An 11,635-nucleotide genomic window follows, 5' to 3' on the forward strand; every position below is an offset into this window, starting at 1 on the left:
TGATGAAAACGATTAAACAATATTTAAAAACCACATTTTTAGTCACCTTAGGTTTTGCTTTAGCGCAATCCGCATTTGCATTAAGCAACGAAGAAGCGGCTGCCGATTTAGCCAAACGAGTCAATGATAAAGGCACCATCGTGGTCGGCACTGAAGGCACTTATCCTCCATTTACTTACCACGATGAATCAGGAAAATTAACCGGCTATGATGTTGAATTAACTCGCTTAGTAGCAAACGAACTTGGAGTTAAAGTCGAGTTTAAAGAAACCCAATGGGATGCAATGCTTTCCGGTTTAAACAACCACCGTTTTGATTTGGTTGCCAATCAGGTTGCATTAACCACACCTGAACGCCGTGCAAAATATGACAAATCCCTTGAATATAGCTATTCCGGTGCGGTTGCTGTAGCTCGCAAAGGCGACCAACGTATTAAAGAGTGGGCGGATCTTAAAGGCTTAAAATCAGCACAATCTTTTACCAGCAACTATGGTGAATTAGCCACCAAAAACGGTGCGGAAATTGTCGGAGTTGACGGTTTGGCTCAAGCATTACAATTAGTGTTACAGAATCGTGCCGATGTGACTTTAAATGACCGTTTAGCGGTGTTGGATTTCTTACACAAACATCCGAATGCTAATCTTGAAATTATTCTCCGCGATAAAAACCAACTCGGTTCAGGTTTTATCTTTAACAAAGGTAATGCTGCCGTGATTGAGAAAGTAAATGCCGCCATTGAAAAATTGAAAAAAGAGGGCAAATTGAAACAGCTTTCAGAACAATTTTTCGGTGAGGATGTTTCCACTATTCAGTAAAAACCTGTTATTAAAACACCTTAAATAATAGACTGCCCCTGTAGATTAAAACACTATAGGGGTAATTTTTTATTGAAAAATCTTTTATCAAACAGTGCCGTAAAACTCTGCCCTTCAGGGCGGAGATATAAGGCACAAGCGAATCTGGCGTTTGTTGTTGTCGATGTTGGCGAAAAATCAATAACAATATAAAATAGCACCATTTTTACACTCCTATTTTTGTATGTTACTCCGCAAAGCTTTTAAGTTCGAGATAATGCCCAATGGCGAACAAAGCCGCAAAATCAAGCAATTTTGCGGCTGTTGTCGTTTTGTGTTTAATCGGGCATTGGCTTGGCAAAATGAACAATACGAGCAAGATAACAGCTTTAAGTTTAGTTACACTAAAATCGCCAACTTGCTTCCACAATGGAAAAAAGAATTAGTTTGGCTAAAAGAATGTCATTCACAAGTGCTGCAACAGTCGTTAAAAGACCTTGAAACGGCGTTTAAAAATTTCTTTCAACAGCGTGCAGATTTCCCCAAATTCAAGAAAAAAGGCGTAAAAGAGAGTTTTCGTTTTCCACAAGGTTGCAAGCTGGAGCAACAAAATAGCCGCATTTGGCTACCAAAAATCGGCTGGGTTCGTTACCGTAACAGTCGTGAGGTCATAGGTGAAATCAAAAATGTCACTGTCAGCCAGAAATGTGGACGCTTTTTTGTCAGTATTCAGACTGAATTTGAATCTCAAATTCCAGTACACAAAGGTGGCGAACTTGGTATTGATATGGGCGTGGCACGATTTGCCACACTTTCAAATGGTGAGTTTTTTGAACCGTTGAATGCGTTTAAAACCTATAAAGGCAAATTGGCAAAACTGCAAAAACGGCTTAAAAACAAGGTCAAATTTAGCCAAAATTGGCAGAAATTAAAGGCAAAAATCGCCAAATTGCATCATAAAATCGCTAATTGCCGCAAAGATTTTTTGCATAAAATCTCAACCCAAATCAGCAAAAACCACGCAATGATTTACATTGAAGATTTGCAAGTGGCAAATATGTCGAAATCCGCCAAAGGCACAGCAGAGCAACACGGCAAGAATGTAGCCGCAAAATCAGGATTAAATCGAGCCATTCTCGACCAATCGTGGTTTGAATTTCGCCGTCAGTTGGACTACAAAACACAATGGCAAGGCGGATTTTTGGTTGACGTTCCACCGCAAAACAGCAGTCGGACTTGCCCTTGTTGTGGTCATATCTCAAAAGAAAATCGCCAAACGCAAGCACATTTTGAATGCCAACAATGTGGTTACAGAGAAAATGCGGATGTGGTTGGTGCGATGAATGTTTTAGCGCGTGGGCGAGCAATCGTTCAGGCATAATGAAAAGCAGGCGAGGACATCGCCGTAGCGCTTGTGAAGTGAACCTCGTTAGAGGTCAGCAGCAAGAACCCACCGAGAGTAGCCCACGCAAGGCGTGGGAGCTGGTAGGAATCCCCGTCCTTTAGGGCGGGGAGGATGTCAAATAATCGATATGCAAGCTGCTGCTATACTATTAAACATTGTCTAAGATCTAAGAGTTAGAAATAAAATGTCCACCTTGCTAGCAATTAACATCGCCGAACTTTATCAACGCCATTTACAACAAAGCGGTAATCATTCACTCTCACCGCAGAAATGGGATAACAAAGCACAAAAAATGGCACAACATTTAATCGAAAAACGCAGTCATTATACAGAAACACTGTTAAGTGCAATTAATGCGCAACCTGATGAAACCGTATTGGATATCGGCTGTGGACCGGGAACATTAGCTCTACCACTGGCGCAACAATGTAAACAGGTTTATGCGTTGGATTATAGCAAAGGAATGTTGGAGGTTTTGACACAATATCAGCAACGGCTAAACCTTGATAATATTACGCCGCTACACTGTTCGTGGGAACAAGATTGGCAAAATGTTCCGCAGGCGGATATTGTGGTTGCCTCTCGCTCGACAATGGTGCAAAACCTTGATGATGCCATTGATAAAATCACAGCTAAAGCACGTAAACGTGTCTATTTAACCGCTATCACCCAACCAAGTTTCCTTGATGCAGACATTTTCGCAGCCCTTAACCGCCAACCGCAAGGTTTCCCAACCTATATCTATTGGCTGAATCGTTTATACCAACGTGGCATTCAAGCCGAATTACGTTTTATCAATGCGGATCTTTCCAATTATCAAGGCGACTATGTTGAATTTCTCAAATCAGTCGAATTCACTCTAGGCTCACTAAACGCTGAAGAAAAACAATGCTTAGAAAACTTTTACAATGAAAGAAAAATAAAACAAATCCCAATTAAACACGGTCAGCCAAAATGGGCGTTGATCTGGTGGAGAATCTAAACTATTTACAACCTTACTAAAAAATCTATTTTAGATACATTGATATCCCCTCTTTCGTTCTTTCTATTAAGAAAAAATAACATCAATTAAAATAAAACTTTTTAAGTTTATTTTTAAAGGTTTTTATCAAAAATGAGATCCCTATCACAGATTAATCTTTCAAAATAAAATATTATTCATCTCAATGATTATTAATTTAATCAGAAACAAAAGAAAAAACTTTCATTTTGAGAGGTAATTATGGAATTTATTACTCATAGTGCGGAATGGTTTATTGGTCTATTCCAGAAAGGTGGAGAAACTTTTGTCGGAATGGTGACAGGAATTCTTCCTTTATTGATTTCACTTTTAGTTGTGATGAACGCCTTGATCAAATTTATCGGTCAAGAAAGAATCGAACGTCTAGCTCAACGTAGTGCAGGAAATCCGATTTCTCGTTATCTTATTCTACCTGTTATTGGAACATTCGTTTTTTGTAATCCAATGACACTTAGTTTAGGTAAGTTTTTACCCGAGCGTTACAAACCAAGTTATTACGCTGCAGCATCCTATAGTTGCCATTCAATGAATGGTCTATTTCCACATATTAATCCTGGTGAACTTTTTGTTTATTTAGGTATAGCCAATGGTCTAACGACACTAGGTGTTCCTCTTGCTCCACTTGCTGTAAGTTATTTACTTGTTGGTATGGTCACAAATTTTTTCCGAGGTTGGATTACTGACTTTACTACCGCATTTTTTGAAAAACGTATGGGTATCAAACTCGATCGTGAAGTCCACCTATAATCATAAGGAGAAAATATATGACTAACGCAATTTATATTGAAAAAGGTAATGGCGGCTGGGGTGGACCTCTTACTGTTCCTGTTGTTCCTGGTAAAAAAATACTCTATATGACAGCAGGAACACGCCCATCAATTGTAGATCATCTGATTAAATTAACCGGCTGGGAAGCTGTAGATGGATTTAAAGATGGTGAACCAGCTACAGAGGAAATTGGTCTTGCTATTATTGATTGTGGAGGTGTCCTACGTTGTGGCCTTTATCCGAAACGCCGTATCCCAACGATTAATATTCATGCCACCGGAAAATCTGGTCCTTTAGCTGAGTTTATTGTTGAAGATATTTATGTTTCAGCAGTAAAAGAGAACAATATCCACCTTATTGAAAATGATCAGCCGGTTACAGTTACAGATACAAAAACACAAAACCATACAACTTCTGTTAGCAAAGAGTACGACTCTTCAAAGAAAATTACTGAACAAAGTGATGGTTTACTTGCCAAAATTGGTATGGGGATGGGCTCTATTGTCGCTGTTTTCTTCCAAGCGGGGCGAGATACTATTGATACCGTCCTAAAAACTATATTACCGTTTATGGCTTTCGTTTCTGCCTTAATTGGGATCATTATCGCATCTGGTTTGGGTGATTGGATTGCTCATGGTTTAACGCCTTTAGCAAGCAGTCCAATTGGATTAGTTATCTTAGCATTGATTTGCTCATTCCCTTTCCTTTCTCCATTCCTTGGGCCAGGTGCTGTCATTGCTCAAGTTATCGGTGTTTTAGTCGGGGTACAAATTGGTTTAGGTAATATTCCACCACATCTTGCTCTACCTGCATTATTTGCAATCAATGCTCAAGCTGCCTGTGACTTTATTCCTGTAGGTCTTTCTCTTGCTGAAGCAAAACAAGATACCGTTCGTGTTGGCGTACCTTCAGTATTAATAAGCCGCTTTTTAACCGGAGCACCAACTGTATTAGTCGCTTGGTTTGTTTCCGCCTTTATTTATTAAACAACAGTGATCCGATACGAATTTAATTCGTATCGGAACTAACAAACAATAGGACGAAAAAATGACAATAATTTATCAAACCATATTTAAAAAAGTAGGCAAATTTGCTCGTGATGCCCTACAAGAAAATATGTTAATCACCTTTAAAGAAGGTGCGCCAGCAGATCTTGAAGATTATTGTTTTATTCATTCTCACGGTGAATTACAAGGTAATATTCAAGTTGGCGACATAGTTAAATTCGATCACTATGAATTTAAAGTAACAGCCATTGGTAATGTCGCATCTTTCAATTTAAAAGAATTAGGACATATAACATTTCGTTTCGATGGTGCTATACAAGCTGAATATCCTGGCACCATACATTTAACAGGGAAAGTTCCACAGCATATTGATATAAATAGTATTTTACAAATTATTAGAAATTAAGAGGTATTAAAAATGACAGAAAAAGTAGCAATTGTCGTTGGTGGTGGTCAAACTTTAGGCGCATTCTTATGTACTGGATTAGCAGAAAATGGCTATCGTGTTGCCGTTGCTGACTTAAATGGTGACAACGCCATTAAAACTGCAAACCAAATTAACCAAAAGTTAGGCAAAAATGTTGCACAAGGTTTTCAAGTAGATGCAACTAATGAACAAAGTGTAATCACATTAGCTCATAATGTTGATCAAGCTTTTGGCCGTTCAGATTTATTAGTTTATAGCGCAGGTATGGCAAAAGCTGCCCCGATTACAGAATTTCAAATCAAAGATTTTGATACTTCATTACAAGTTAATCTGGTAGGTTATTTTTTATGTGCAAGAGAGTTTTCTAAACTTATGATTCGCGATCATATTCCAGGACGTATCATCCAAATTAACTCAAAATCAGGTAAAGTGGGCAGTAAACATAATTCTGGTTATAGTGCGGCTAAATTTGGTGGTGTAGGTTTAACACAATCCTTAGCTTTAGACCTTGCAGAACACGGCATCACCGTTCACTCACTGATGTTAGGTAATTTATTAAAATCACCAATGTTCCAATCTCTTATTCCACAATATGCGCAAAAATTAGGCATTCCAGAAGATCAGGTTGAACAAGTCTATATTGATAAAGTTCCACTAAAACGAGGCTGTGAATACCAAGATGTATTAAATGTTCTATTATTCTACGCCAGTGAAAAAGCAGAATATTGTACTGGGCAATCAATCAACATTACAGGTGGACAAGTAATGTTTTAATCTTATACGGACGCTACCTGCGTCCGTTTATCTCATCGGAGGTTTAATATGGAATTTTATCTTGATACTGCGAATGTAAATATGGTTAAAAAATTATATCACTCTTTACCTATCGCTGGTGTCACAACAAATCCAAGCATTATCGCTAAAGAAAAGAAGCCAATTTTTGAAATATTAAATGAATTACAAGATATTCTCGGCAATCAAGCACAACTATTCACTCAAGTTCTTGCTCGTTCTAGCGAAGAAATGGTAGAACAAGCCATATTGTTACAAGAAAAAATCCCAAATTTGGTAATAAAAATTCCTGTTACCTTAGAAGGAATTAATGCTATTAAACAATTATCCGCTCGAAATATTCCCACTTTGGGTACTGCAGTATATGGTGCTGGACAAGGATTCATTGCTGGATTAGCTGGAGCAAAATACATTGCACCTTATGTTAATCGCATTGACAACCAAGGGGGAAACGGAATTCAAGTCGTACACGAATTACAGACATTACTAAATTTACATTGTCCGCAAGCCAAGATTCTTGCAGCAAGTTTTAAAACGCCTCGACAAGTTTTAGATGCAATGTTAGCGGGGTGTCAAGCAATTACTATTTCACCAGATATTGCTCAACTTTTTTTAACTGATCCAGCGGTATTTGCGGCTATTGATCAGTTTGAACAAGATTGGGAAAACGCTTTTAATCAAACTTTTATTTAATTCTTACGAATTATGCAATAAAAATATTTAAAATGTGGGATAATTTATGCAAAATATAACAAATTCTCTAATTATTATTGCGATCATCGCTTGGCTATTACAAATTGTATTAGGTTGGTGGCAAGTATCTAAATTTAATAAAGAATTTGAGAAATTATGTAAGCAAGGGAATGTGGGAATTGGCCGAACCTCCGGCCGATTTAGACCAAAAGTTGTCATTGCCATCGCTTTTGATCAGAATCATCGTGTTGTAAATTCTATCATTTTAAAAGGACTCACCGTTTTTGCACGTCCAAGAACGATTACAAAACTACAAGGATTATTGCACAGTGAAATTGTACCAGAGGCTATTTTCCCAAGCGACAAACAAAGCCAACAAGCCTTAAAACAAGCAATTCAATGGCAATAAGTCCAATTAGTATGGATTTATTATGAAACCTAAAGAAAGACAGTTAGCAATTCTAGATTATTTACAATCCCATGGAAAAACACCAGTAGATCAATTAGCCACTTATTTTTCTACGACAGGTACAACTATCCGTAAAGATTTAACTGTATTAGAGGCAAATAAAAAAGTACTTCGTACTTATGGTAGCGTTGTTTTAGTAGAAAATGAAAAAGAAGCTGATACCGAATTACCTATTACCAATAAAACTCTAATCAATTTATCACAAAAGAAAAAAATAGCGAAAGCCGCAGTGAAGCTGTTAAAAAATGGGGATTCCTTAATCATTGATTCAGGAAGTACTGTATTACAAATGATCCCTTATCTCTCCGAATTGAATAATCTCACCATAATGACGAACAGTCTTCACATCATTAATAGCCTAGTTGCGCTTGAAAAAGATAATGAACTATTAATGTGTGGAGGAACGTTTAGATCCAAATCAGCCTCTTTTCACGGCATTCTTGCAGAATCTACCTTTGAAAAATTTTCTTTTGATAAACTATTTATAGGAACTGACGGTTTTGATTTAGAACTAGGTTTAACAACATTTAATGAAGTTCACGGTGTAAGCAAAGCAATGACTAACGCCGCAAAACAAATTATTGTCCTTGCTGATTCATCTAAATTTGGCAGACGCAGTCCTAATATCGTTTGCCCTTTAGAAAAGATTAATACTGTAATCACGGATAAAATGTTAGATCAAAAATATTATCAAGCCCTTATAGAAAAAGGAATCAACGTGATTATTGCTGATTAGGTAAACAACACCATTATTCAGAATAAAATTTCAACGACATTACTGAACATCAAGGAAAATTATGCAGAAATTCTTACAACACCTTATTCAGCATCTCATTATTTTAATTAAAGTTTTTTCATATAAATTCAACCAGAACAAGTTATCGCAAGCGGCAGGTTATTTAACTTACAGCACAACATTGGCAATAGTGCCATTATTAATGGTAATTTTTGCCTTTTTTGCTGCCTTTCCGGTATTCAACGATGTGGTGCAGGATTTCCAGCAATTTATCTTTTCCAATTTCGCCCCTTCAGTCAGCCACACGGTCGAACAATACATCACCGTTTTTATTGCTAACACCAAAAAAATGAGCGGTATCAGTATCATCGGCTTAATCGTGGTGGCGTTGATGCTGATTAAATCGATTGATACCACGCTTAATGATATTTGGTCAAACAGCAAAAAACGCTCAACACTTTACTCCTTTTCTATCTACTGGATGATTTTGACGTTAGGGCCAATTTTTATCGCCACCAGTATCGGCGTAAGCTCTTATCTCTTTTCCAGCTCAATTTTCACCTATAAAACCGGACTACCGTTCGGGTTGAAATTACTTAGCTTCGTGCCGTTTCTTCTCTCTTGGTTGGCTTTCACCTGCATTTATGCCATCGTGCCGAACACGAAAGTGAATGTAAAACACGCCGCCTGCGGTGCTTTAATTGCAGCCATTTTTTTCACACTTGGCAAAGCCTGTTTTACTTGGTATATGAAATCATTTCCCTCTTACCAGCTAATTTACGGTGCGTTAGCCATACTACCGATTATGATTTTGTGGATACATCTCAGTTGGACATTTATTCTGCTAGGAGCTCAATTAACAGCGGTATTGGATGATTTGGATAAAATGAAAAAACGTTATTCTGATCAAGATTTAACTTATATTTATCAACAAATTACATTAGACAATTCACAGGAAAACAGCAATGATTGCACTGATTCAACGCGTTAAAAATGCAAATGTTAAAGTTAATCAAACTATTGTTGGCGAAATCGAGCAAGGTATTCTAGTGCTGCTTGGTGTAGAACAGGGTGATGATCAAAACAAAGCTGATCGCCTTGCTGAAAAAGTATTGAATTATCGCATTTTCAGCGATGAAAACGGCAAAATGAATTTAAATGTACAACAAATTCAGGGCGAATTATTAGTCGTTTCACAATTTACCTTAGCTGCCGACACTAAAAAAGGGTTACGACCAAGTTTCAGCCGATCTGGCGATCCTGAATCAGCACAAGCACTTTATCACTATTTTGTAGAAAAATGTCGTGAAAATATACCAGTACAAACCGGACAATTTGCCGCTGATATGCAAGTATCGTTAATCAATGATGGACCGGTCACATTTTGGTTACAGGTTTAAAATTGACCTTAATGATAACGGATTGACTATTAATCATAAAAAACCCTCGCATAAACGAGGGTTTTGAAAAAGCATTTTAAAATTAGTTTAAACGCTCTTTAATACGTGCAGATTTACCGCTACGTTCACGTAAGTAGTAAAGTTTAGCTTTACGAACCGCACCTTTACGTTTTACAGTGATGCTATCAACGATTGGAGAGTGAGTTTGGAAAACACGCTCAACGCCAACACCGTTTGACACTTTACGTAGAGTAAATGCTGAATGCAAGCCACGGTTACGAATCGCAATAACCACACCTTCGAACGCCTGCAAACGTCTTTTACTACCTTCAACAACCCATACTTTCACTTCCAATGTGTCACCAGGACGGAAGCTTGGCACGTTTTGCTTTAATTGTTCTTGTTCAAGTTGTTTAATAATGTTACTCATAATAAATACCTTATTCCTAGATGTAACTGAATCTATTTCTTTTGCTGCTGATACTCTTGTTGAGCCTGCTTCAACAACAACCTTTGTTCGTCAGTCAGAGCTAGGCCTTCTAATAGCTCAGGCCGGCGTAGCCACGTTCGTTGCAATGACTGTTTTAATCGCCATTTACGAATTTCTTCGTGGTTACCGGACATCAAAACCGGTGGCACAACCAATCCATCAAGCACTTCAGGACGCGTGTAATGTGGGCAATCCAACAAACCGTCAACAAAAGAATCCTCTTCTGCCGAAGCCTGTTTTCCCAACACGCCCGGAACAAATCGCGCAACGGCATCAATCAATGTCATTGCCGGCAATTCTCCACCGGTCAAAACATAATCACCGATTGACCACTCTTCATCAATCTCCGTTTCAATAACGCGCTCATCAATGCCTTCGTAACGCCCACAAACCAAAATCATTTTCTGATTTTTAGCGAGCTGCTCTACTCCAGCCTGATTAAGCTTTCGCCCTTGCGGTGAAAGATAAATCACTTTTGCGTCATCGCCTGCTTCCGCTTTTGCCGCTTGGATTGCATCCCTTAACGGCTGCACCATCATCAACATTCCCGGACCGCCGCCATAAGGACGATCATCAACCGTCTTATGTTTATCGTGCGTAAAATCGCGAGGATTCCAACAATGCAATTGCAAAAGCTCGTGCTTTATGGCTCTACTTGTTACCCCAAATTCTGTAATAGCTTTAAACATTTCCGGGAATAATGTAATCACACCAATCCACATACGGATACCTCAATGTTCATTAAGCCAACAGGATTACCTGAGGTTAGAAACCAGCGTCCCAGTCCACCTCAATCACTTTGGTGCTGAGATCCACTCTTTTAACTACTGTATCAATATACGGAATTAACCGCTCTTGTTTTGCGAAAGCATCTTTGCTGTTCGCCTGAACCACCAAAACATCATTTGAACCGGTTTCAATTAATTCGCTGACGACACCCATATCGTATCCCTGCAAATTAATCACACGGCAGCCGATTAAATCGTGCCAGTAAAATTCCCCTTCATCTAATTCCGGGAGTTGGTTCAAATCGACACCAATTTCAATATTGGCTAATGTCTGTGCCTGTTCACGATCATCAACCCCTTTAATCTTCACAATCAAATCCTGACTGTGATGACGCCAACCTTCAATTTCTACCGGTTGCCACTGTTTTTTAATATTCAAAAACCACGGTTGATAATCAAAAATACTTTCTGCATATTCGGTAGATGAATAAACACGCAACCAACCGCGAATACCATAAGTTGAACCAAGTTTACCTACGACACCGATTTTTTGCTGTTCCATTTCAACCACCTATGCTTTCCATTAAGCTGCTTGTTGTGCTTCTTTTACTAAAGATTTAACACGATCTGACAAAGATGCGCCTTTGCTTACCCAATCATTTACGCGATCTAAATCAATACGTAAACGTTCTGCTTTACCAGAAGCGATTGGATTAAAGAAGCCGATACGTTCGATGAAACGGCCATCACGAGGGTAACGGCTGTCTGCAACGACAATTTGATAGAATGGGCGTTTTTTAGCTCCGCCACGAGATAAACGAATGGTTACCATAACCTTCCTCTAAAATATTGATAGTAAAAAAAGAAAACCCCGTTCGAAGTAGGGGCGTTAATTGCTTATTGCT

The 11,635-nt window shown here is 38.4% G+C and carries 16 protein-coding genes; 12 read left to right on the plus strand and 4 right to left on the minus strand.

Features of this window, described 5'->3' with window-relative positions:
• Positions 1-2: 2 nt before the first annotated feature.
• From ACXPAV_RS08600 to dtd, 12 genes are all read left to right on the plus strand, one after another.
• Complete coding sequence (locus ACXPAV_RS08600) at positions 3-815, plus strand: transporter substrate-binding domain-containing protein (RefSeq protein ID WP_285090741.1); 813 nt, start codon at positions 3-5, stop codon at positions 813-815.
• A gap of 223 nt (positions 816-1,038) precedes the next feature.
• On the plus strand, positions 1,039-2,175 hold the full coding sequence (locus tag ACXPAV_RS08605; protein ID WP_458003268.1) for an RNA-guided endonuclease InsQ/TnpB family protein: 1,137 nt from the start codon (positions 1,039-1,041) through the stop codon (positions 2,173-2,175).
• Between the two features lie 208 nt (positions 2,176-2,383).
• Positions 2,384-3,181, plus strand: a complete 798-nt coding sequence (locus ACXPAV_RS08610) for a class I SAM-dependent methyltransferase (protein ID WP_021460899.1) — start codon at positions 2,384-2,386, stop codon at positions 3,179-3,181.
• 237 nt (positions 3,182-3,418) lie between these two features.
• Positions 3,419-3,967 (plus strand): PTS glucitol/sorbitol transporter subunit IIC, encoded by a 549-nt coding sequence (gene srlA, locus ACXPAV_RS08615; RefSeq protein WP_031204632.1) that lies wholly within the window; start codon positions 3,419-3,421, stop codon positions 3,965-3,967.
• Between the two features lie 17 nt (positions 3,968-3,984).
• Positions 3,985-4,974, plus strand: coding sequence for a PTS glucitol/sorbitol transporter subunit IIB (srlE, locus tag ACXPAV_RS08620; RefSeq protein WP_021460897.1), 990 nt, complete (start codon positions 3,985-3,987; stop codon positions 4,972-4,974).
• Positions 4,975-5,035: 61 nt separating this feature from the next.
• Complete coding sequence (srlB, locus tag ACXPAV_RS08625) at positions 5,036-5,401, plus strand: PTS glucitol/sorbitol transporter subunit IIA (RefSeq protein ID WP_021460896.1); 366 nt, start codon at positions 5,036-5,038, stop codon at positions 5,399-5,401.
• Positions 5,402-5,413: 12 nt separating this feature from the next.
• A complete protein-coding gene (gene srlD / locus ACXPAV_RS08630) occupies positions 5,414-6,196 on the plus strand; it encodes a sorbitol-6-phosphate dehydrogenase (RefSeq protein WP_021460895.1) in 783 nt (260 codons plus the stop codon).
• A gap of 48 nt (positions 6,197-6,244) precedes the next feature.
• Positions 6,245-6,907, plus strand: coding sequence for a fructose-6-phosphate aldolase (fsa, locus tag ACXPAV_RS08635; RefSeq protein ID WP_013746336.1), 663 nt, complete (start codon positions 6,245-6,247; stop codon positions 6,905-6,907).
• 46 nt (positions 6,908-6,953) lie between these two features.
• Complete coding sequence (gene gutM, locus ACXPAV_RS08640) at positions 6,954-7,316, plus strand: transcriptional regulator GutM (RefSeq protein WP_013746337.1); 363 nt, start codon at positions 6,954-6,956, stop codon at positions 7,314-7,316.
• Positions 7,317-7,338: 22 nt separating this feature from the next.
• Entirely contained in the window at positions 7,339-8,112 is a 774-nt protein-coding gene (gene srlR, locus ACXPAV_RS08645) for a glucitol operon DNA-binding transcriptional repressor SrlR (RefSeq protein ID WP_021460893.1), read from the plus strand.
• Between the two features lie 61 nt (positions 8,113-8,173).
• Positions 8,174-9,103, plus strand: coding sequence for a virulence factor BrkB family protein (locus ACXPAV_RS08650; protein WP_458003269.1), 930 nt, complete (start codon positions 8,174-8,176; stop codon positions 9,101-9,103).
• Positions 9,078-9,512 (plus strand): D-aminoacyl-tRNA deacylase, encoded by a 435-nt coding sequence (dtd, locus tag ACXPAV_RS08655; RefSeq protein ID WP_039091097.1) that lies wholly within the window; start codon positions 9,078-9,080, stop codon positions 9,510-9,512. The genes ACXPAV_RS08650 and dtd overlap by 26 nt, the downstream gene beginning before the upstream one ends.
• Before the next feature lie 82 nt (positions 9,513-9,594).
• On the opposite strand, the gene rplS is transcribed toward dtd, so the two are convergent.
• From rplS to rpsP, 4 genes are read right to left on the minus strand one after another with little or no spacing between them, the layout of a single operon-like run.
• Entirely contained in the window at positions 9,595-9,942 is a 348-nt protein-coding gene (gene rplS, locus ACXPAV_RS08660) for a 50S ribosomal protein L19 (protein WP_013746341.1), read from the minus strand.
• A gap of 32 nt (positions 9,943-9,974) precedes the next feature.
• Positions 9,975-10,724: a tRNA (guanosine(37)-N1)-methyltransferase TrmD gene (gene trmD / locus ACXPAV_RS08665; protein ID WP_018345952.1), complete on the minus strand. Its 750-nt coding sequence runs from the start codon at positions 10,722-10,724 to the stop codon at positions 9,975-9,977.
• A gap of 43 nt (positions 10,725-10,767) precedes the next feature.
• Positions 10,768-11,292: a ribosome maturation factor RimM gene (gene rimM / locus ACXPAV_RS08670; protein ID WP_458003270.1), complete on the minus strand. Its 525-nt coding sequence runs from the start codon at positions 11,290-11,292 to the stop codon at positions 10,768-10,770.
• Between the two features lie 21 nt (positions 11,293-11,313).
• Complete coding sequence (gene rpsP, locus ACXPAV_RS08675) at positions 11,314-11,562, minus strand: 30S ribosomal protein S16 (protein ID WP_039087912.1); 249 nt, start codon at positions 11,560-11,562, stop codon at positions 11,314-11,316.
• Between the last annotated feature and the right edge of the window lie 73 nt (positions 11,563-11,635).

The organism is Gallibacterium sp. ZY190522 (assembly GCF_054166015.1).

Coding starts and splice junctions, on each gene's coding strand:
- trmD (WP_018345952.1), bottom strand. CDS start 10,724: ATGTGGATTGGTGTGATTACATTATTCCCGGAAATGTTTAAAGCTATT.
- rplS (WP_013746341.1), bottom strand. CDS start 9,942: ATGAGTAACATTATTAAACAACTTGAACAAGAACAATTAAAGCAAAAC.
- ACXPAV_RS08650 (WP_458003269.1), top strand. CDS start 8,174: ATGCAGAAATTCTTACAACACCTTATTCAGCATCTCATTATTTTAATT.
- rpsP (WP_039087912.1), bottom strand. CDS start 11,562: ATGGTAACCATTCGTTTATCTCGTGGCGGAGCTAAAAAACGCCCATTC.
- ACXPAV_RS08605 (WP_458003268.1), top strand. CDS start 1,039: ATGTTACTCCGCAAAGCTTTTAAGTTCGAGATAATGCCCAATGGCGAA.
- rimM (WP_458003270.1), bottom strand. CDS start 11,292: ATGGAACAGCAAAAAATCGGTGTCGTAGGTAAACTTGGTTCAACTTAT.
- ACXPAV_RS08600 (WP_285090741.1), top strand. CDS start 3: ATGAAAACGATTAAACAATATTTAAAAACCACATTTTTAGTCACCTTA.
- dtd (WP_039091097.1), top strand. CDS start 9,078: ATGATTGCACTGATTCAACGCGTTAAAAATGCAAATGTTAAAGTTAAT.
- srlR (WP_021460893.1), top strand. CDS start 7,339: ATGAAACCTAAAGAAAGACAGTTAGCAATTCTAGATTATTTACAATCC.
- gutM (WP_013746337.1), top strand. CDS start 6,954: ATGCAAAATATAACAAATTCTCTAATTATTATTGCGATCATCGCTTGG.
- srlB (WP_021460896.1), top strand. CDS start 5,036: ATGACAATAATTTATCAAACCATATTTAAAAAAGTAGGCAAATTTGCT.
- fsa (WP_013746336.1), top strand. CDS start 6,245: ATGGAATTTTATCTTGATACTGCGAATGTAAATATGGTTAAAAAATTA.
- srlE (WP_021460897.1), top strand. CDS start 3,985: ATGACTAACGCAATTTATATTGAAAAAGGTAATGGCGGCTGGGGTGGA.
- ACXPAV_RS08610 (WP_021460899.1), top strand. CDS start 2,384: ATGTCCACCTTGCTAGCAATTAACATCGCCGAACTTTATCAACGCCAT.
- srlD (WP_021460895.1), top strand. CDS start 5,414: ATGACAGAAAAAGTAGCAATTGTCGTTGGTGGTGGTCAAACTTTAGGC.